Annotated in this window: 22 protein-coding genes and 1 other annotated feature; of the genes, 17 read left to right on the forward strand and 5 right to left on the reverse strand. The window is 39.0% G+C overall.

The features are described 5' to 3' along the window. Positions 1 to 113: 113 nt before the first annotated feature. Entirely contained in the window at positions 114 to 608 is a 495-nt protein-coding gene (locus ACOMA9_RS00865; RefSeq protein ID WP_057489621.1) for an EbsA family protein, read from the forward strand. Here ACOMA9_RS00865 and ACOMA9_RS00870 read toward each other — a convergent pair. Further along, positions 595 to 792 (reverse strand): ferredoxin, encoded by a 198-nt coding sequence (locus tag ACOMA9_RS00870; RefSeq protein ID WP_106079221.1) that lies wholly within the window; start codon positions 790 to 792, stop codon positions 595 to 597. The genes ACOMA9_RS00865 and ACOMA9_RS00870 overlap by 14 nt on opposite strands. A gap of 45 nt (positions 793 to 837) precedes the next feature. Here ACOMA9_RS00870 and ACOMA9_RS00875 point away from each other — a divergent pair, with 45 nt between their 5' ends. The 7 genes from ACOMA9_RS00875 (at position 838) to ACOMA9_RS00905 (ending at position 5,432) form a co-directional block, all read left to right on the forward strand. Further along, positions 838 to 1,287 (forward strand): SAG1386/EF1546 family surface-associated protein, encoded by a 450-nt coding sequence (locus ACOMA9_RS00875; RefSeq protein ID WP_021001556.1) that lies wholly within the window; start codon positions 838 to 840, stop codon positions 1,285 to 1,287. Positions 1,288 to 1,296: 9 nt separating this feature from the next. Next, positions 1,297 to 1,974, forward strand: a complete 678-nt coding sequence (cmk, locus tag ACOMA9_RS00880) for a (d)CMP kinase (protein ID WP_330945058.1) — start codon at positions 1,297 to 1,299, stop codon at positions 1,972 to 1,974. Between the two features lie 26 nt (positions 1,975 to 2,000). Next, positions 2,001 to 2,130: a sequence feature (ribosomal protein L20 leader region), on the forward strand. 15 nt (positions 2,131 to 2,145) lie between these two features. Further along, complete coding sequence (gene infC, locus ACOMA9_RS00885) at positions 2,146 to 2,676, forward strand: translation initiation factor IF-3 (RefSeq protein WP_003025051.1); 531 nt, start codon at positions 2,146 to 2,148, stop codon at positions 2,674 to 2,676. Between the two features lie 33 nt (positions 2,677 to 2,709). Further along, a complete protein-coding gene (gene rpmI / locus ACOMA9_RS00890; RefSeq protein ID WP_003025048.1) occupies positions 2,710 to 2,910 on the forward strand; it encodes a 50S ribosomal protein L35 in 201 nt (66 codons plus the stop codon). A 46-nt stretch (positions 2,911 to 2,956) separates the two neighbouring features. Then, complete coding sequence (gene rplT / locus ACOMA9_RS00895) at positions 2,957 to 3,316, forward strand: 50S ribosomal protein L20 (protein ID WP_000124834.1); 360 nt, start codon at positions 2,957 to 2,959, stop codon at positions 3,314 to 3,316. 263 nt (positions 3,317 to 3,579) lie between these two features. Then, entirely contained in the window at positions 3,580 to 3,966 is a 387-nt protein-coding gene (gene gloA / locus ACOMA9_RS00900) for a lactoylglutathione lyase (RefSeq protein WP_330945059.1), read from the forward strand. 101 nt (positions 3,967 to 4,067) lie between these two features. Then, complete coding sequence (locus ACOMA9_RS00905) at positions 4,068 to 5,432, forward strand: polysaccharide deacetylase family protein (RefSeq protein ID WP_151379904.1); 1,365 nt, start codon at positions 4,068 to 4,070, stop codon at positions 5,430 to 5,432. Between the two features lie 52 nt (positions 5,433 to 5,484). Here the strand turns inward: ACOMA9_RS00905 and ACOMA9_RS00910 are convergent, their stop codons facing one another. Both ACOMA9_RS00910 and ACOMA9_RS00915 read right to left on the reverse strand, forming a co-directional pair. Beyond that, complete coding sequence (locus tag ACOMA9_RS00910; RefSeq protein ID WP_247906559.1) at positions 5,485 to 6,570, reverse strand: DEAD/DEAH box helicase; 1,086 nt, start codon at positions 6,568 to 6,570, stop codon at positions 5,485 to 5,487. Then, positions 6,557 to 7,546 carry a Gfo/Idh/MocA family protein gene (locus ACOMA9_RS00915; RefSeq protein WP_330945060.1) on the reverse strand — a complete coding sequence of 330 codons (990 nt, stop codon included), beginning with the start codon at positions 7,544 to 7,546 and terminating at the stop codon, positions 6,557 to 6,559. Before ACOMA9_RS00915 ends, ACOMA9_RS00910 begins: the two co-directional genes overlap by 14 nt. Positions 7,547 to 7,650: 104 nt before the next feature. On the opposite strand from ACOMA9_RS00915, the gene udk reads away from it, so the two are divergent. Beyond that, the gene (gene udk, locus ACOMA9_RS00920; RefSeq protein WP_049513421.1) at positions 7,651 to 8,286 is read left to right on the forward strand and encodes a uridine kinase; all 636 of its coding nucleotides are present in this window, start codon (positions 7,651 to 7,653) and stop codon (positions 8,284 to 8,286) included. Between the two features lie 39 nt (positions 8,287 to 8,325). Continuing rightward, on the forward strand, positions 8,326 to 9,006 hold the full coding sequence (locus tag ACOMA9_RS00925) for a YoaK family protein (RefSeq protein ID WP_330945093.1): 681 nt from the start codon (positions 8,326 to 8,328) through the stop codon (positions 9,004 to 9,006). Between the two features lie 59 nt (positions 9,007 to 9,065). Here ACOMA9_RS00925 and pepT read toward each other — a convergent pair whose 3' ends face one another. Both pepT and ACOMA9_RS00935 read right to left on the reverse strand, forming a co-directional pair. Continuing rightward, positions 9,066 to 10,289 carry a peptidase T gene (pepT, locus tag ACOMA9_RS00930; protein ID WP_330945061.1) on the reverse strand — a complete coding sequence of 408 codons (1,224 nt, stop codon included), beginning with the start codon at positions 10,287 to 10,289 and terminating at the stop codon, positions 9,066 to 9,068. Between the two features lie 133 nt (positions 10,290 to 10,422). Then, positions 10,423 to 11,238: a Cof-type HAD-IIB family hydrolase gene (locus ACOMA9_RS00935; protein WP_421424358.1), complete on the reverse strand. Its 816-nt coding sequence runs from the start codon at positions 11,236 to 11,238 to the stop codon at positions 10,423 to 10,425. Between the two features lie 136 nt (positions 11,239 to 11,374). On the opposite strand from ACOMA9_RS00935, the gene lepA reads away from it, so the two are divergent. From lepA to ACOMA9_RS00970, 7 genes are all read left to right on the forward strand, one after another. Continuing rightward, positions 11,375 to 13,198, forward strand: coding sequence for a translation elongation factor 4 (lepA, locus tag ACOMA9_RS00940; RefSeq protein ID WP_330945063.1), 1,824 nt, complete (start codon positions 11,375 to 11,377; stop codon positions 13,196 to 13,198). Between the two features lie 108 nt (positions 13,199 to 13,306). Further along, a complete protein-coding gene (locus tag ACOMA9_RS00945; protein ID WP_247936700.1) occupies positions 13,307 to 13,951 on the forward strand; it encodes a hypothetical protein in 645 nt (214 codons plus the stop codon). Between the two features lie 194 nt (positions 13,952 to 14,145). After that, positions 14,146 to 15,048, forward strand: coding sequence for a UDP-N-acetylmuramate dehydrogenase (murB, locus tag ACOMA9_RS00950; RefSeq protein ID WP_003025014.1), 903 nt, complete (start codon positions 14,146 to 14,148; stop codon positions 15,046 to 15,048). 97 nt (positions 15,049 to 15,145) lie between these two features. Continuing rightward, positions 15,146 to 16,303: an ABC transporter ATP-binding protein gene (locus ACOMA9_RS00955; protein WP_003032878.1), complete on the forward strand. Its 1,158-nt coding sequence runs from the start codon at positions 15,146 to 15,148 to the stop codon at positions 16,301 to 16,303. Continuing rightward, a complete protein-coding gene (locus ACOMA9_RS00960; protein WP_106382540.1) occupies positions 16,284 to 17,090 on the forward strand; it encodes an ABC transporter permease in 807 nt (268 codons plus the stop codon). The genes ACOMA9_RS00955 and ACOMA9_RS00960 overlap by 20 nt, the downstream gene beginning before the upstream one ends. Then, entirely contained in the window at positions 17,087 to 17,860 is a 774-nt protein-coding gene (locus ACOMA9_RS00965; protein WP_411942270.1) for an ABC transporter permease, read from the forward strand. The genes ACOMA9_RS00960 and ACOMA9_RS00965 overlap by 4 nt, the downstream gene beginning before the upstream one ends. Then, positions 17,857 to 18,927: an ABC transporter substrate-binding protein gene (locus tag ACOMA9_RS00970; protein ID WP_421424363.1), complete on the forward strand. Its 1,071-nt coding sequence runs from the start codon at positions 17,857 to 17,859 to the stop codon at positions 18,925 to 18,927. Before ACOMA9_RS00965 ends, ACOMA9_RS00970 begins: the two co-directional genes overlap by 4 nt. Positions 18,928 to 19,097: the final 170 nt, after the last annotated feature.

The following is a 19,097-nucleotide window of genomic DNA, read 5'->3' on the forward strand; positions in this document are numbered from 1 at the left end:
AATAAGGGATTAGAGCTAGTATTCTTTCACTTCCTTAATTTTTTCTTTTGTTGTCCAATCTCACTCCCATTTTTCTTTTTTTTATGATAAACTATATAAGAGGGGGTGTAGACATGATAAAGATATTTGGTCAGTTGCGCTATCATTGGCAACCAGATCTTTCTCTTCTAATCATTTATTGGTCTTTATCGGTCATTCCGATTTTTATAGGTTTTGCATTTTTATTTGAGAGTTCAGAAGTTCCGTTTTTAGTTCTTTTCTCTTTCTTTTTGTTCATGGTATTATTGGGGATTGGTGTACATAGATATTTTACGATATACGACAACGGGATTTTAAGAATTACTACGGCAAATCCATTTACACCTTCGAAGATTGAAATTTCAACAATTCGTAAAGTAGAAGTGACAAAAACTTCTATTACTCTTTTATTTGATGGCAAAGAAAAAGGCCGTACGTTTTGTATGCGTAAGTGGCCTAAGAAGTATTTTGTAAATGCTTTGGCTTTGAATGATCATTTTAAAGGTGAAGTTGAACTAATGGACAACTTCACCCACGTAGACTATTTTGAAACCTATTATGCTCATCCTAAAAAAACTACTCTTTCTTAAGAGCTTTTGTAGGACAGTTTTTGATAGCTTCAATAACATCAGGTGTTTCAGGAATTTCTTTTTCCAGAAGTTCATCGTCTTGATGAAATTTAACAATGCCATTGTCATGATAATCAAATAGTTCAGAATAGGTTTGGCAAAGCCCGCAGGCAATGCATCGTTCAGGAATGAGTGTCACTTTCATACTCATATTGTAATCGGAATTTTGAAAAAATACAAGGAGGAAGTCATGGCAAAGGAACCATGGGAAGAAGATATTTACGACAAGGGAGAAAAAGAATTGACGAGAAGTAAAAAAACGAGCGATGTAGCGGCCAATCGTGTGTTGACAATTTTAGCGGTTATTTTTTTCATCATGGTGATTACAATTGTAGGTATGATGATTTATTTATCAACTGGCGGAAGCAGCAAAAAAGCAGCAACACAGGGCTTTTATAATACTAAGGCTACCAGCAAACCAAGTGAAAGTTCTAGCGTTCCAGAGTCTTCTAAGGCAACAAGTGATAGCAGTCAAACGCAATCATCTGAAGGAACGCTTACTGTTCAAGCTGGAGAAGGTGAGGCGGCCATTGCTGCGCGTGCAGGGATTTCGATTGCTGAATTGGAGCGTTTGAATCCTTCTCATATGACAACAGGCGCTTGGTATGCCAATCCAGGTGATGTGGTGAAAATTCGATAGGAGTGTAGAATGAAACAAATTCAAATTGCCATTGATGGTCCGGCTTCAAGCGGAAAGTCAACGGTTGCTAAGATTATTGCGAAAGATTTCGACTACACTTACTTGGATACAGGCGCTATGTATCGTGCGGCGACGTACTTAGCTTTACAAAATGATTTATCTGCAGAAAAGTGGTCTGAAATTGTCGCATTATTAGACACTTATCCAGTTAGTTTTGGGCGTGATAAAAATGGGGAGCAGCTTGTTTTTGTCGGAGATGTAGATGTGACGCATCCGATTCGTGAAAACGAAGTGACCAACAATGTCTCTTGGGTGTCTGCAATTCCAGAAGTACGAGAAAAGTTGGTGGATTTACAGCGAGAAATTGCATCTCAAAGTGGTATCGTCATGGATGGTCGTGATATTGGAACGGTTGTGCTACCTCATGCAGAATTAAAAATTTTCCTCGTAGCCTCAGTTGACGAAAGAGCTGAGCGTCGTTATAAAGAAAATCTTGAAAAAGGCATTCCGACGAACTTAGAAACTCTGAAAAAAGAAATTGCAGATCGGGACTATAAAGACAGTCATCGAGCGGTTTCTCCTTTAAAACCAGCAGTTGATGCCATTCATTTTGATACAACGGGTATCGGAATTGCTGAAGTTGTTGCTTTTATCGAAGAAAAAGCTAAAAAAATCCTTGACAAATAATCTGAAACTTGATATCATATAAAAGTTGAGAAAAGCAGAAGTGAGAGCTTCTCGCCTTGCGACTAACGTTGTCTGGCTCTACGGATTAAGTTTCAGAGATGAAATACTATCATGTAGTGCGGGCTTGCGTTAGCAAGTCCGCTCTTGTTTTTCTCTAAAAATAAAAAAGAGGTGAAAACCATAGCAAAACAAGACTTATTCATCAATGATGAAATTCGTGTGCGTGAAGTTCGTTTGATCGGTCTTGATGGTGAGCAATTAGGCATTAAACCACTTAGCGAAGCACAAGCAATTGCTGACGATGCAAATGTGGACCTTGTTCTGATTCAACCACAAGCTAAACCCCCTGTTGCGAAAATTATGGACTATGGAAAGTTCAAATTTGAGTATCAGAAAAAACAAAAAGAACAACGCAAAAAGCAAAGTGTTGTTACCGTGAAAGAAGTTCGTCTCAGTCCAACGATTGACAAAGGTGACTTTGATACAAAACTTCGCAACGCACGCAAGTTCCTTGAAAAAGGAAATAAAGTGAAGGTTTCTATTCGCTTTAAAGGGCGGATGATTACTCACAAAGAAATCGGAGCTAAAGTATTAGCCGACTTTGCTCAAGCAACGCAAGACATTGCGATTATTGAACAAAGAGCTAAAATGGATGGACGTCAAATGTTCATGCAGTTAGCACCAATCCCTGACAAAAAATAATCTGTCAGAAGTTAGAAAAAGGAGAAAAATATCATGCCAAAACAAAAAACACACCGCGCATCAGCTAAACGTTTCAAACGTACAGGTTCTGGTGGCTTGAAACGTTTCCGTGCTTACACTTCTCACCGTTTCCACGGAAAAACTAAAAAACAACGTCGTCATCTTCGTAAAGCAGCAATGGTGCATTCAGGAGATTTCAAACGTATCAAAGCAATGCTGACAGGTCTTAAATAAGAGATTTTGTAGCAGATTATTCTAGGAAATATTGGAGGAAATATAAATGGCACGTGTTAAAGGTGGCGTTGTATCACGCAAACGTCGTAAACGTATTTTAAAATTAGCTAAAGGTTACTATGGTGCAAAACATATCTTGTTCCGTACTGCAAAAGAACAAGTAATGAATTCTTACTACTATGCATACCGTGACCGTCGTCAAAAGAAACGTGATTTCCGCAAATTGTGGATTACACGTATCAATGCGGCAGCTCGTATGAATGGTTTGTCATACTCACAATTGATGCACGGTTTGAAATTGGCTGAAATTGAAGTAAACCGTAAAATGCTGGCTGACTTGGCTGTCAACGATGCAGCAGCTTTCACAGCTCTTGCAGATGCAGCTAAAGCAAAATTAGGTAAATAATGAAAATAGGCTGGGAGAATGTTTTCAGCCTTAAATCATACTGTGTCATAAAATAACGATGCAGTGGTTGATTGTTCAAAGTATAGCTTTGAAGTTGCAAGATAGAATTTGCGAAACAAGTCTCAAGACTGTTCGTTTTTCAAACTCAGCAACTTTACAGGAGTGGGATGGAACTAAATGCTATCTCACTCCTTATTTTTTTAGCTAAAACTGGAGAAAATTCGTGATTTAGGATATAATGGAAAAAAGCAAAGGAGGATGCTATGGCTTCTAAAATGTTGCATACGTGCTTGCGAGTGGAAGATCTAGAAAAATCTATTGCATTTTATGCAGATGCATTTGAATTTAAAGAATTACGGCGCAAGGACTTCCCAGAACATCAATTTACAATTGTTTATTTGGGGCTTGAAGGTGATGAGTATGAGTTAGAATTGACTTATAATTATGGACACGGACCTTATGTGATTGGCGATGGATTTTCTCATGTAGCTTTGAGTACGGCTGATTTGCTACAGCTTCACGCTGAACACACTGCTAAAGGATATGAGGTTACACAGCCAAATGGACTTCCTGGAACAAAGCCGAATTATTACTTTATTAAGGATCCGGATGGTTATAAAGTTGAAGTGATTCAAGAAAAAACTTTATAAGTTTGTAAATAATTGCAAATGAAAGGCTTGAAACTATTTTAGCCTTTTTTAGTAGGTAAAGTCTTTTTTAAACGAAAGAGACGAGGTAGAAAGGTAGTGTAGTGAAAAAAATACTTCTCATTGTCCTAAATGTCGCTTTTTTAATGATTATTATTTTTGGGAGTTTTCGGATTAGAAAATTACTGCAAGAAAGAAAATTAAATCAACAAATTTCACAAGTTCTGAAAAGGGCAGATACAAAATATCATCAGGGTTCAGTACGAAAGCAAACAGGACGTGTAGGAAGTCGGCTCATTACGTCTTACTATCCATTAACAGAGAGTAAGCAAGATATTGGTGTTATTAAAGAGAAAATCAATGCCGATATTCAGAAATTTTCAGATAAACAAAGTCAAGCATCGCAATACGATAAACTTATTTTTTATGTGAGTCATTTTACAGAGACAAATTTTTCTGGAGTAAAGCAAGTTGAAATCAAGCGACTATCTTATCCAGTGTTGACTACGAAAGTTGGAAAGGCTAGAGAAGAGGTTTTGGACTCGCTTTACATGTCGTCTGACAATAAATTGTTTAGCTTAAATCGACTTTTTAAAAATGCTGAGCACGCCAAAAAGATATTGCTAGAAGAAATGCAGCAGCAAATCACCACTCTCCATAAAACAAAAGAGCAGAAGATTCTGCAGGAATTTCAAGCAAAGGATACCTCTCAATGGATATTCAGTTATGAAAAAGGAAAACTCAAGCTATTTTATAACAACAATGAACGAGCTTCAAATATGGAAATTGCCTTATCAGCTTTGTATGAGGTGATTGATGAGCATTATTTAAAGGGAGAGGATTTGGCAGCTTATCAGTCCTATCAAGCTAAAAAACAGCAAAAATTAGTAGTTTTGACGTTTGACGATGGTCCCAATGCAGCAACGACATCGCAGGCTTTGGATATTTTAGCCAAATACCATGTCAAAGGAACTTTTTTCATGTTGGGGAAAAATGTAGCTGGAAATGAGCAACTTGTCAAACGTGTTCACGATGAGGGGCATGAGATTGGCAATCATAGTTGGAGTCATCCGCAGTTACCAACTCTTGCTCTTGAACAAGCGAAAAAACAGATTGAGGATACACAAGCAGCACTTCGGGCTGTTATCGGAGAGAGTCCAAAAATGATGCGTCCGCCCTATGGAGCTATCAACGATACAATCCGAAATGCTGTTGATATGTCTTTCATCATGTGGAATGTGGATAGCTTGGATTGGAAAAATCGCAATACTGGGTCTATCATGGAGCAAGTGAAAAAGCAGACTTGTCCGGGATCAATTATTTTAATGCATGATATTCATCAAACAACCATTAATGCCTTGCCGAGTGTGATTGAATATTTGCAAAAGAATGGGTACACTTTGGTTACAGTTAGTGAACTTCTGAATCATCGATTGGAAGGACATCAGCTGTATTACGGTGCAAATTAGATAGAAAAAAAGGATAGAAATGGTTATTTCCTATCCTTTTTCTATACTCTTTTTATTTCACATAGAGTTCACGATCTTTTAAGATAATTTCTTGAACGTGAGCATATTTTTTAAGCGTTTTTAATTCTTCTGGGTGGCTGACGAATGTAATGACATAGCCTTCTTTGCCCATACGGCCGGTTCGTCCAGCACGGTGTGTATAGGTTTCCAGATCGCGAGGCAGGTCATAGTTGATGACACATTCGAGAGAATCAATGTCAATTCCTCTAGCTACCAAGTCGGTAGCAAGTAAGAGTGTGAGTTCGTCATTTTTAAATTGGTTCAAGATGACTTTGCGGAATTTGACATTGACATCACTTGCCAGAGACACGGCCTGAATCTGACGATATTGTAGTTTTTCCTCAGCATTTCCTAAGTCTGAGAGAGCATTGAAAAAGACAAGGGCACGAAATTCTGAGACTTGAGCCAGCTTTCGCAAATATTCAACTTTGTCGCGCTGTTTGACCTGCATATAAAAATGTTGAATATTGTCAAGCTGTTGATCTTCCAGTTTGATGAGCAAAGTATTTTCAGCAAGCTTGTCTTGGTCAAACTTAGCAGTCGCACTCATGTAAATCAATTGATGTTCACGTGGTACATAGTGCAGGATCTGCTGAACGAAATGATATTGCGAATCGCTAAGCAGTTGATCAAATTCATCCAGAATGATTGTATCAACATTCATCATTTTGATTTTTCTTAGTTTGATAAGTTCAAAAATGCGTCCTGGCGTACCAATGAGAATTTCAGGACCTTTTTTTAATCGTTCAATTTGTCGTTTTTGACTGGAACCAGATAGAAAGAGTTGAGCTGTTAAGTCAAGTAGTTCAGCCCACGTTTTAGTAACGTCAAAAATCTGTCCAGCTAACTCAGTGTTGGGAGCTAAGATAAGTAATTGCTGGGATTTCTTAGGTTTTAGTTTTAGAAGAGTTGGGAAAAGGTAGGCAAGTGTTTTTCCAGTTCCGGTAGGGCTTATCCCAAGGACATTTTCACCGTCTGTAATAGGTTGAAAGAGTTGTTCTTGAATGGGAGTTAAATGCTCAAAGCCAAGTTTGGTGAGTTGGTCTTGCCAACTTTGAGGGAAATTAGTTGTTGTCATGATCAGCCTCAAATCTAATACCGGCAACTTGTCGCATGCTAAACAGAGTTTTATGCACGGTTGCAGCAGCGTCTAGCCAGTTTTGGTAAATTTCTTGTTTTATCTCACCGCTCAATACTTGAGCGAATCGTTTGGCTTCTTCAGCCATGGTGTGAGAAGAGCGTGTGATTTCAAGAGTTGTTTTCTCCTTGTTTAGATTTTGGAAAACAGCAGAAGTGATGAATTCGATTGAATTTAAGGTTAGCGTACCGTCTGTTGTGTAAATTTCAGCAGGGAAAAAGCTATTGATATTTTTTCCGGTTTGGATAGTCACTTGAAATTCTGGATAGATTAAACTTCCTACTCCATTTAGATCAACGGTATTTGGTAACTGCTGAGCGGTGTAATAAGCATTTTCTGGTGCTCCAAAAAGTCGTATAGCTGCATAGACAGGATAAATGCCTAAGTCCATTAGAGCACCGCCTGAAAACTTAGCAGAAAAGACGTTTGGCTCTTGTCCAGCTAACAGAGCTGGCATTTTGGAAGAATACTTCGCATAGGTGAAATGTGCTCCAAGGATCGTTTTATTTTTGAGAAAATCTGAAATGACATCAAATGATTGCTCATGATAGTTACGAGCTGCTTCAAAAATGTATACATGCTGTTTTTGAGCTAATGTTATCAATTCAGCCCATTCTTCTGGGCGTGAGACAGCAGGTTTTTCTACAATTACATGTTTGCTTGCTAAAACAGCAGCTTTTGCTTGTGGGAAATGCAGAGAGTTGGGGCTGGCAATATAAATAATGTCTATATCACTAGTTAAAAAATCCGCTATATCTGTGTAGCAATCTACATTTTCATAATGACTGGCAAATGTTTGAGCAGCTTGTATCGTCCGTGAATATACTGTAGTCAATTGGTACTCTTTTGTCGCATGAGCAGCCTTGACAAATTGGTAAACAATGTCTCCTGTTCCAATCGTTCCGAGTTTTAACATCGTTTTCTCCTTATTTTTTGTCTTGTCATTTATTTTGATTTACCTCTTTCATTATATCATGATTTGGTGTAAAATAGATAAGATGATAAAAAATGGAGTGAATAATGCAAAATAGACCGATTATTATTGGCGTAACAGGTGGTTCTGGTGGTGGTAAGACGAGTGTTTCAAGAGCCATTCTGTCAAATTTCCCAAATGAAAAGATTTCTATGATTGAGCATGATTCTTATTATAAGGATCAGTCACATTTGACGTTTGAAGAGCGAATCAAGACCAACTATGACCACCCTTTTGCTTTTGATACAGATTTGATGATTGCACAAATCAAGGAATTGTTGGCAGGACGTCCAGTAGATATTCCGACGTATGACTATACAGCTCATACACGCAGTGATAAAACGTATCGTCAAGATCCGCAAGATGTCTTTATTGTAGAAGGAATTCTGGTTTTAGAGGACAAACGCTTACGTGATTTAATGGACATTAAGATTTTTGTTGATACGGATGATGATGTTCGGATTATTCGTCGGATTAAGCGAGATATGGATGAGCGTGGACGTAGTTTAGATAGTGTCATTGAGCAGTATCTAGGTGTGGTAAAACCTATGTATCATCAATTTATTGAGCCTACGAAGCGCTATGCGGATGTGATTATTCCAGAAGGAGCTTCTAATACAGTAGCGATTGATTTGATTACAACGAAGATTGAAAAAATCTTGCAGGAAGCAAGAGAGCAATAGAAAGGAAGTCTAGTGAGGAATTGCTAGACTTTTTAGGTGATGATGATAAATAATGTAAAAAGAAAAAGAGAGTTTCATTCGCGCTCGAAATTTTTTGCCTGTCTGCTGACTTTTTGTGCGGGATTTATTGATGCTTATACATTTATTGAAAGAGGCGGGACATTGGTTGCGGGCCAAACAGGAAACGTTGTTTTCTTGTCAGTTGAATTGATTCATCATGAGACAGGAGAAATAGAAGTGAAGTTAGCAACGATGCTGGCTTTTATGCTAGGCATTTTTGTGCTAACTATTTTCAAAAATAACTTTGAAAATTCTTTATGGCGCTTATCCAGCATTCTTCCACTGATTTTGGTTTGTGGGCTTACAGGATTTCTATCAGTAACTGTGTCCAACCTTTTCATTGTTCCACCGATTGGTTTTTGTATGGGGTTGGTGGCAACAGCTTTTGGTGAAGTGGACGGCATTGTCTACAATAATTCCTTTATGACGGGCAATATCAAAAAAACAATGGTTGCTTTTGGTACTTATGTGCGGACAAAAGAAAAAACTTGCTTAGCGGAAGGTATTTTCTTCGTTGCTTTATTAGGAAGTTTTGTGACAGGAGCGATTGTTTCCACTTATTTGATACAATTTTATTTGTTGAAAACAATCTGGCTCGTAGCTATTATTTTACTAGCATTTTTAACTTTTAGAATGGTGCAATACATTCGCAGAAGATAAATTAAAACTGCAACTCAGCTTTGATGAGAGTTGCAGTTTTTTGATAGAGTTATGGAATGTTAGTCTTTGTAAGAAACGATACCAATAATGGTATCAACAGCGCGTTCCATTGTTTGCAGACTGACATATTCAAAGCGCCCATGCATGTTTTCTCCGCCGGCAAAGATATTTGGTGTTGGAATGCCCATAAAGGAAATCTTTGAGCCGTCTGTTCCGCCACGAATAGGTTCGATAATTGGCTGGATGTCCAATTTTTCCATAACAGCCTTTGCAATATTGATAGGTGTCATGTCTTTTTCAATGACTTGGCGCATATTGTAGTACTGATCTTTAAGCTCTAGCTGAACGCGTTCACCGCCAAGCGTTGCATTCATTTTAGCGGCAATAGAGCGCATGAGTTCTTTGCGTTTTTCAAAAGTTGCTGTATCGAAGTCACGAATGATATAACTTGCTCTTGCTTCTTCGACAGTTCCTTCTACATTCATAAGATGATAGAAGCCCTCGTAGCCGTCTGTTAGTTCAGGGCGAGCACCGTCTGGCAATTGATTATGAAAGTCAATGGCTAATTGCAGAGCATTGATCATTTGTCCTTTGGCAGTACCTGGATGGACATTGCGTCCTTGGAAAATAATTTCTGCACTAGCTGCAGAGAAAGTTTCAAATTGAAGTTCTCCGAGAGGTCCACCGTCAATCGTATAAGCAAAATCTACATCGAAATCTACTGCATCAAACTTGTCAGCTCCAACACCGATTTCTTCATCTGGACCAAAGCCAACTCGAATTTCGCAGTGCTTGATGTCAGGATGAGTTGTCAGATACTCAATCGCTGTCATAATTTCAGCAATACCTGATTTATCATCAGAGCCGAGAAGGGTTGTTCCATCAGTTGTAATCAAGGTTTGTCCCTTATATTTTTTCAGACTATCAAAATCAGCAGGGTCAAGGTTAAAACCAGATTGTCCTAGCGAAATTACACTGCCGTCATAATTTTCAATAATTTGTGGATTGACACCTTCTGCATTGAAGTCGGCTGTGTCCATGTGGGAAATGAGACCAATTTTGCGCGTGAGACTTGGGTCATTTGCAGGAAGAGTGCCAATAGCGTAGCCATTTGGTAAATAATATACATTTTCCAAACCAACGCGTTTCATTTCAGGAATGAGGATGTTATTGGCAAAATCTACTTGGTTTTGTGTGCTTGGTGTCGTCGTAGAATGTTCATCTGAACGCGTATTTACTTTTACATAAGTCAAAAAACGTTCTAAAAGAGTAGGGTAGTTCATAAGTTCTCCTTTTTGCATAGATGTAATTAGTGTATCATATTTTTGGAGGGAAGGCTATCTACAAATAGTGAAAGAATGACAATATGTTTCAATAAAAATCATGAACTTGAAAAGAAGCTCATGATTCATCCTATTAGTTATTCAAAATTAGTTTTTCAATAGCTGTGGCAACACCGTTTTCATCATTGCTATCTGTAACGTAATCAGCGAGTTTTTTTACATAATCACTGGAATTTCCCATAGCCACACCAAGACCTGCAAACTCTAGCATTTCGATGTCATTATTGGCGTCACCAATTGCCATAATTTCTTGGGGCTTGATATCTAATCGGTGAGCTAATTCCCTAAGAGCAGTCGCTTTAGTAGTGCCTTTGGGCATAGCTTCGTAAATGACTGGTTGGGAACGAACGCCACTGAAATGCTGGCAAATCTGGCTTGCAAATTGCTTTTCAAAGGTGTCTAATTCATCAGGCTGTGCTAAAAACATAGCTTGAAACATGATATTCTTGCCGCTGATAGCTTCTTTGAGGCTGATTTCTGTGGGGGTTGTAAAAACAAGGCTAGCGTCATAAGTGACTAGCTCACTTGGCTTTTCGTCTACTACTAAATAACGTTCTTCATCAAAAAGAGTCAATTGGGCAGGAGTTTGCTTGGAAATTTTATCCAAGTAAAGAATGTTTTCCACACTCAACTCTTTCCAAGCAACAAGATTCCAATCTTTCGTTTGATGAGTAGAGCAGCCGTTGTTAATGATGACATATTCGTTTTCTCTGCTCAGCCCTAATTGTTCATAGTAAGGTTTCACTCCGACCAAGGGACGACCTGTACAAAGAACGAGCTTTACTCCGTTTTCAACTGCCTCATGAATAGCATCAATATGTGCTTGGGGAATTTCTTTTTGGCTATTTAAAAGTGTGCCATCCATATCTAATGCGATTAATTTAATCATAGCACCCTCATTTCTGTAAATGTATTTGCTTTTATTATAGCACAAATGAAACGGGATATGGAACGCTTTTTCAAGACTGGTAAAAGTCACCTGCCTTATGTTATAATAAATAGAATACCCGAAAAGGATGAGAAAAATGAATGTAGATGAATTAAAAAAACGGCAGGAGAAGATTCGGAACTTCTCTATTATTGCTCACATTGACCACGGTAAGTCGACTTTGGCAGACAGAATTTTGGAAGCAACGGAGACGGTCTCCAGCAGAGAAATGCAGGCTCAGCTTTTAGATAGCATGGATTTGGAGCGGGAGCGGGGCATTACCATTAAACTTAATGCGATTGAGCTTAATTATAGAGCTAAGAACGGTGAAACTTATATTTTCCACTTGATTGACACACCGGGACACGTGGATTTTACCTATGAAGTCTCTCGTTCTTTGGCAGCTTGTGAAGGGGCTGTTTTGGTGGTTGATGCAGCACAAGGCATTGAAGCACAAACTTTAGCCAATGTCTATCTCGCCTTGGATAATGATTTAGAAATTTTGCCGGTTATCAATAAAATTGACCTTCCAGCTGCTGACCCAGAGCGGGTGCGGACTGAGATTGAAGATGTCATTGGTTTGGACGCAAGTGAAGCTGTGTTGGCTTCGGCTAAAGCTGGTATCGGGATTGAAGAAATCTTAGAGCAAATCGTAGAGAAAGTTCCTGCACCGACAGGAGATGTGACTGCACCACTCAAGGCTCTTATTTTTGACTCGGTTTATGATGCTTATCGTGGAGTTATTTTGCAAGTGCGCGTGATGGACGGAGTGGTCAAACCGGGTGATACCATTCAGCTGATGAGCAATGGCAAGACTTTTGATGTGACCGAAGTTGGTATTTTTACTCCAAAAGCCGTTGGACGAGATTTCCTGGCGACTGGTGACGTTGGCTATATCGCAGCTTCTATCAAGACTGTTCAAGATACTCGGGTTGGCGATACGGTGACCTTGGCGAATAATCCAGCAGATGAACCACTTCATGGCTACAAGCAAATGAACCCAATGGTTTTTGCTGGTCTTTACCCGATTGAATCCAATAAATATAATGATTTGCGGGAAGCTTTGGAAAAACTTCAGCTTAATGATGCCAGTCTACAATTTGAACCAGAAACGTCTCAGGCACTAGGTTTTGGCTTCCGTTGTGGTTTCCTTGGTTTGCTCCACATGGATGTGATTCAGGAACGTTTGGAGAGAGAGTTTAATATTGACTTGATTATGACGGCACCGTCGGTTATCTACAAGGTTAATATGACAGACGGCGAAGCCCTTGATGTTTCCAATCCGAGCGAATTTCCAGAACCGACCAAGATTGATTCCATTGAAGAGCCGTATGTCAAAGCACAGATTATGGTGCCGCAGGAATTTGTCGGAGCAGTCATGGAATTGGCTCAGCGTAAACGCGGTGACTTTGTGACCATGGACTATATCGATGAAAATCGAGTCAATGTCATCTACCAAATCCCGTTGGCAGAAATTGTCTTTGACTTCTTTGACAAACTAAAATCCTCAACTCGTGGCTATGCTAGCTTTGACTATGAAATCTCAGAATACCGCAAATCAAGTCTCGTTAAAATGGATATTCTCCTTAATGGCGACAAAGTAGACGCTCTTAGCTTCATTGTTCACAAGGAATTTGCCTATGAACGCGGAAAATTGATTGTTGAAAAATTAAAGAAAATTATTCCGCGTCAGCAATTTGAAGTGCCGATTCAGGCAGCAATCGGTCAGAAAATTGTGGCACGGACAGACATCAAAGCTCTACGGAAAAATGTACTTGCCAAATGTTATGGTGGAGATGTTTCCCGTAAACGTAAGCTTTTGGAAAAACAAAAGGCTGGTAAGAAGCGGATGAAAGCAATCGGATCTGTTGAAGTGCCTCAGGAAGCGTTCCTCAGCGTCCTCAGCATGGATGATGAGTGATATGTACAAAAGTTATAAAGAGAGTGGAATGCTCTCTTTTCTTGTGTCGTGAAATAATTGTGAACTCTAAATAAATATGCTAAAATAAAAAGATAGGAGGAATTAGTTATGAAGAAGAAAAAGAGCTGGCTGATTTTATTTTTAGCGGTACTCCTTATCTTTACACTAGAAGCATGTAGTTCAAGCGGAGGGAATAAACCCAAATCATCACAACAGTCATCTTCGTCAAGTAGAGTCTCTGCAAAAGAAAGCAGTAGCTCAAGTTCATCAAATGCTACGAAAAAAGATGTGAAGATGGAAGAAATGCAACGTGTTGGTTCGGATGATTACGGTTATATTGATATTCCTAAAAAGTGGGTGAAGTTTACTGATGTAAATGGTGGCGATAGTATTCAATATACAGATGGTTCTGCCTATAATATTGTGACCATGAATGCCTATACGAAAGAAAAAGCCAACATCAAAGAAGGAGAAGAATTTACGGCACAAACGATTGCTAATCGCATTTACTACAATTGGCAAAACAATGCAGACGTAAAGAAAATTTGGGGTTCAAAAAGCACGGTTGCAGGTAACGAAGCTTATCAAGTTAATGTTATAATGAAATCAGGTCAATACTTGATTAGTTGGATTTTCAAAAAAGACGAGAAAGTTTATCTCATTGCATTCGAGGGCGATCGAGCAACACTCATAAAGTTCATTAATTATATCGAAAATACATGGAGCTTGAGTAAAGAAAAAACAAAAATTTAAAAGTAAAGTGGAGTTCAAATTGTGATTTTACAAACATCGCGATTTCAATCCACTTTTTAAATAGTTTGGGAAAGCTATAATAAAGGCTTCAGCCATGATTTGGGTCTTTTTTGAAAGAATATTTTCTTCAATTTATCGTAAATATTTGCTAAATTTGGTATAATAGATTGAATTTTGTTTAAGAGAGAGAAAAAATGTCAACTTTAGAAATGTTAAAATCAGAATTAAACGGAATTGATATCCGTTTTGATGAACCTTTGAAACAATACACTTATACCAAAGTAGGTGGAGCTGCTGATTATTTGGTTTTCCCGAGAAATCGCTATGAATTGGCACGAGTGGTGAAATTTGCTAATCGGGAGCAGATCCCTTGGATGGTACTAGGGAATGCTAGCAATATCATCGTTCGCGATGGTGGTATTCGTGGTTTTGTCATTATGTTTGACAAATTAAACGGAGTGGCAGTGGATGGCTACACCATTGAAGCAGAAGCGGGTGCTAATCTCATCGAAACGACTCATATTGCACTTCATCATAGCCTGACAGGTTTTGAATTTGCTTGTGGTATTCCAGGGAGCATTGGTGGAGCTGTCTTTATGAATGCTGGTGCTTATGGTGGTGAAATTTCGCATATTTTACTTTCTTGTAAAGTGTTGACACGGGATGGAGAAATCAAAAATATTAGTGCTCAAGACATGAAATTTGGTTATCGCCGTTCTTACGTTCAACAGACAGGTGATGTGGTGATTTCTGCTAAGTTTGCCTTAGCACCAGGAATGCACCGTGTGATTCGTCAAGAAATGGAACGTTTGACCCACCTTCGTCAATTGAAGCAGCCATTAGAGTATCCTTCTTGTGGCTCTGTTTTTAAACGTCCGGTAGGGCATTTCGCAGGGCAATTGATTAGTGAAGCAAATTTAAAAGGGCATCGCATTGGTGGGGTAGAAGTTTCTACAAAGCATGCAGGTTTTATGGTCAATGTTGATAATGGAACTGCAGCAGATTATGAAAATTTGATTGCACATGTGATTGAGACAGTGAAAGCTCATTCAGGTGTGACTTTGGAGAGAGAAGTCCGAATTATTGGGGAGAAATGAGTGTCCCTAGTGGCAACATTCATATTATTCTCTAAAAAAATCAGTCAGGACAAGACTTTAATCTGTCAATCTATGAAAAAGAAGGAATTTATGGCAATTGAACAAACCAATCATTGAATTTAGAAACGTATCAAAAGTTTTTGAAGATAACAATACAGTCGTTTTAAAGGACATCAATTTTGAGTTAGAAGAAGGCAAATTTTACACACTTCTAGGCGCATCTGGATCAGGAAAATCAACCATTCTAAATATCATCGCTGGCTTGTTAGATGCTTCAAGCGGTGATGTTTTTCTTGATGGCGTCCGAATCAACGATATTCCGACTAATAAACGCGATGTGCACACGGTGTTTCAGTCCTATGCTCTTTTTCCGCATATGACCGTTTTTGAAAATGTGGCATTTCCGTTGCGTTTGCGTAAAGTTGAAAAACAAGAAGTAGAACGTCGGGTTGCGGAAGTCCTGAAAATGGTGCGTTTGGACGGTTTTGAGAAACGCTCTATCCGCAAACTTTCTGGTGGTCAGCGTCAGCGGGTTGCTATTGCGCGTGCTATTGTCAATGAACCGCGTGTGGTTTTGCTAGATGAGCCTTTGTCTGCACTAGATTTGAAGTTGCGGACAGACATGCAGTATGAATTGCGGGAATTGCAACAGCGTCTAGGGATTACCTTTGTCTTTGTCACCCATGACCAAGAAGAAGCGCTGGCTATGAGCGACTGGATTTTTGTGATGAATGACGGGGAGATTGTGCAGTCAGGGACACCTGTTGATATATATGACGAACCTATCAATCACTTTGTAGCGACGTTTATCGGGGAATCCAATATTCTTCCTGGCAAGATGATTGAAGACTATTTGGTCGAATTTAATGGCAAACGATTTGAAGCTGTCGACGGAGGAATGCGTCCTAATGAGCAAGTGGAAGTCGTCATTCGTCCAGAAGATTTGCGGATTACACTTCCGGAAGAAGGAAAACTTCAAGTTAAGGTTGACACCCAGCTCTTCCGCGGAGTGCATTATGAAATCATCGCTTATGATGGCTTGGGTAATGAGTGGATGATTCATTCGACTCGCAAAGCCATTGTCGGAGAAGAGATTGGGCTGGACTTTGAACCAGAAGATATTCATATCATGCGTCTCAATGAAACAGAGGAAGAATTTGACGCTCGGATTGAAGAATATGTCGAAATGGAAGAGCAAGAAGCAGGCTTAATCAATGCTATTGAGGAGGAGCGCGATGAAGAAAACAACCTCTAATCTTTTTGTTGCTCCTTATATTCTTTGGATTCTATTGTTTGTATTAGCGCCTGTTGCCATGATTGTTTGGCAGTCGTTTTTCAATATTGAAGGTCACTTTACTCTTGAAAATTATAAGATCTACTTCACTTCGCAAAATCTGACTTATCTCAAAATGAGTTTGAACTCTGTTTTATATGCGGGGATTATCACAGTTGTCACTTTAGTAATCAGTTACCCAACGGCATTTTTATTGACACAATTAAAACACAGACAGCTTTGGTTGATGCTCATTATCTTGCCAACCTGGGTCAATCTCCTTCTCAAAGCTTATGCCTTTATTGGGATTTTCGGGCAAAATGGCTCTGTCAATCAATTTTTAAGTTTTATCGGGATTGGTCCTCAGCAAATCCTGTTTACAGATTTCTCTTTTATTTTTGTAGCCAGTTATATTGAGCTGCCCTTTATGATATTGCCGATTTTTAATGTTTTAGAAGACATGGACCAAAATCTGATCAATGCCAGCTATGATCTTGGTGCCAATCGTTGGGAAACCTTCCGTCGTGTCGTTTTTCCTTTATCTATGAATGGCGTGAGAAGCGGTGTGCAGTCTGTCTTTATTCCCAGCCTCAGTCTTTTTATGCTGACGCGTTTGATCGGTGGCAATCGCGTTATTACGCTAGGTACAGCCATTGAGCAGCATTTTCTGACTACACAAAATTGGGGCATGGGCTCAACCATTGGTGTTGTCTTGATTGTAGCCATGCTCGTTATCATGTGGGCAACGAAAGAAAGGGGAGAACGATGAAAAAAACTGCTAGTATTTATTTAACAGTCGTCTTCTTAATTCTTTATTTGCCGATTTTTTATTTGATTGGCTATGCGTTTAATGCTGGCGATGATATGAGCAAGTTTACAGGCTTTAGTCTGACGCATTTTCAAAATATGTTCAGTGATACTCGCCTGATGCTCATTTTGGCACAAACTTTTTTTCTAGCTTTTCTATCTTCTTTGATTGCAACAGCAATCGGAACATTTGGTGCCATTTATATTTATCAAGCCAAAAAGAAATACCAAGATGCCTTTTTATCGGTTAATAATATCCTCATGGTGGCGCCAGATGTCATGATTGGGGCAAGTTTCTTAATTCTTTTTACAACTATCAAATTTCAATTAGGTTTTCTATCTGTTCTGGCGAGTCATATTGCCTTTTCAATTCCTATCGTCGTCTTGATGATATTGCCACGGTTAAAAGAGATGAATGATGACATGATTAAGGCGGCCTATGATTTAGGAGCAAGCCAAGTTCAGATGCTCAAGGAAATCATGCTGCCTTATCTGACGCCAGCTATCATTGCCGGTTACTTTATGGCTTTCACCTACTCTCTAGATGACTTTGCTGTGACCTTCTTTGTGACAGGAAATGGCTTCTCAACCTTGTCGGTTGAGATTTACTCGCGGGCTCGGCAAGGAATTTCCCTAGAAATCAATGCTCTCTCTGCTTTGGTATTTCTGTTTAGTATTCTTTTGGTGATTGGCTATTACTTTATTTCTCGTGAGAAGGAGGATGAAGCATGAAAAAGCTCTATTCATTTTTAATGGGCATTGTTGCCATTATCCTTGTCCTTTGGGGAGTAAGCTATCATATTGAAAGTCGGACAAAAAGCGGGAATGGTGACAAATTGGTCATCTACAATTGGGGAGACTACATTGATCCAGAGTTGCTGACGAAGTTCACCAAAGAAACCGGTGTCCAAGTCCAATATGAAACCTTTGATTCTAACGAATCCATGTACACGAAGATTAAGCAGGGCGGTACAACTTACGATATTGCTATTCCCAGTGAATACATGATTTCTAAAATGATGTCGGAGCACTTATTAGAAAAGCTGGATCATTCTCAGATTAAAGGCTTAGAAAATATTGGAAATCGGTTTTTAAATCAATCATTTGATCCCCGCAATCAATACTCCATTCCTTACTTTTGGGGAACACTAGGCATTGTCTACAACACTGAATTGGTCAAAACAGCACCTAAGCATTGGAGTGACCTGTGGCGACCTGAATATAAAAACTCTATTATGATGATTGATGGAGCTCGCGAGGTAATGGGTGTCGGGCTAAATGCTTTAGGTTATAGCCTCAATTCTAAAAATACTAAGCAATTACAAGAAGCAGTTGATAAGCTTTATACATTAACGCCGAATATCAAAGCCATTGTAGCAGACGAGATGAAAGGCTATATGATTCAAAACAATGCGGCGATTGGTGTTAGTTTTTCAGGAGAAGCACGGCAAATGTTAGCAAAAAACGATAAACTTCGTTACATTGTCCCCACAGAAGCCAGCAATCTTTGGTTTGACAATATTGTCATTCCTAAAACAGTTAAAAATAAAAAAGCTGCTTATCAATTTATTAACTTTATGTTAAGACCTGAAAATGCCTATAAAAATGCTTTGTATGTTGGCTACTCAACGCCTAACATGTCTGCTAAAGCGATGCTGCCAAAAGAAATTCAAGAGGACAAAGCTTTTTACCCAGATGAAGAAACAATGAAGCACTTAGAAGTTTATCAACAGCTCGGCTCAAAATGGCTAGGAATTTATAATGACTTGTATCTTCAAGTGAAAATGTATCGGAAATAATGCTCCGTGAAAATTGTTTCGAACTTCGTAAACTTTAACAGCCCGAGGAACTATTAAAGACTGCGGATAAAGGAAGCAAGGTTTCCATCAAAAAACTTCTGGAAGCCAGTTGAAGTCGTAGGACAAGGTTCACGCAGTGAATCTCATTCAAACTTTTTGATTTTCATTGA

The organism is Streptococcus atopicus, from assembly GCF_049166725.1.
GTDB classification, from domain to species: domain Bacteria; phylum Bacillota; class Bacilli; order Lactobacillales; family Streptococcaceae; genus Streptococcus; species Streptococcus hominis.

Coding starts and splice junctions, on each gene's coding strand:
- murB (WP_003025014.1), top strand. CDS start 14,146: ATGTCAACTTTAGAAATGTTAAAATCAGAATTAAACGGAATTGATATC.
- ACOMA9_RS00945 (WP_247936700.1), top strand. CDS start 13,307: ATGAAGAAGAAAAAGAGCTGGCTGATTTTATTTTTAGCGGTACTCCTT.
- ACOMA9_RS00865 (WP_057489621.1), top strand. CDS start 114: ATGATAAAGATATTTGGTCAGTTGCGCTATCATTGGCAACCAGATCTT.
- gloA (WP_330945059.1), top strand. CDS start 3,580: ATGGCTTCTAAAATGTTGCATACGTGCTTGCGAGTGGAAGATCTAGAA.
- ACOMA9_RS00925 (WP_330945093.1), top strand. CDS start 8,326: ATGATGATAAATAATGTAAAAAGAAAAAGAGAGTTTCATTCGCGCTCG.
- ACOMA9_RS00910 (WP_247906559.1), bottom strand. CDS start 6,570: ATGACAACAACTAATTTCCCTCAAAGTTGGCAAGACCAACTCACCAAA.
- pepT (WP_330945061.1), bottom strand. CDS start 10,289: ATGAACTACCCTACTCTTTTAGAACGTTTTTTGACTTATGTAAAAGTA.
- ACOMA9_RS00875 (WP_021001556.1), top strand. CDS start 838: ATGGCAAAGGAACCATGGGAAGAAGATATTTACGACAAGGGAGAAAAA.
- ACOMA9_RS00970 (WP_421424363.1), top strand. CDS start 17,857: ATGAAAAAGCTCTATTCATTTTTAATGGGCATTGTTGCCATTATCCTT.
- ACOMA9_RS00960 (WP_106382540.1), top strand. CDS start 16,284: ATGAAGAAAACAACCTCTAATCTTTTTGTTGCTCCTTATATTCTTTGG.
- ACOMA9_RS00915 (WP_330945060.1), bottom strand. CDS start 7,546: ATGTTAAAACTCGGAACGATTGGAACAGGAGACATTGTTTACCAATTT.
- udk (WP_049513421.1), top strand. CDS start 7,651: ATGCAAAATAGACCGATTATTATTGGCGTAACAGGTGGTTCTGGTGGT.
- cmk (WP_330945058.1), top strand. CDS start 1,297: ATGAAACAAATTCAAATTGCCATTGATGGTCCGGCTTCAAGCGGAAAG.
- lepA (WP_330945063.1), top strand. CDS start 11,375: ATGAATGTAGATGAATTAAAAAAACGGCAGGAGAAGATTCGGAACTTC.
- ACOMA9_RS00870 (WP_106079221.1), bottom strand. CDS start 792: ATGAAAGTGACACTCATTCCTGAACGATGCATTGCCTGCGGGCTTTGC.
- rpmI (WP_003025048.1), top strand. CDS start 2,710: ATGCCAAAACAAAAAACACACCGCGCATCAGCTAAACGTTTCAAACGT.
- ACOMA9_RS00965 (WP_411942270.1), top strand. CDS start 17,087: ATGAAAAAAACTGCTAGTATTTATTTAACAGTCGTCTTCTTAATTCTT.
- ACOMA9_RS00935 (WP_421424358.1), bottom strand. CDS start 11,238: ATGATTAAATTAATCGCATTAGATATGGATGGCACACTTTTAAATAGC.
- rplT (WP_000124834.1), top strand. CDS start 2,957: ATGGCACGTGTTAAAGGTGGCGTTGTATCACGCAAACGTCGTAAACGT.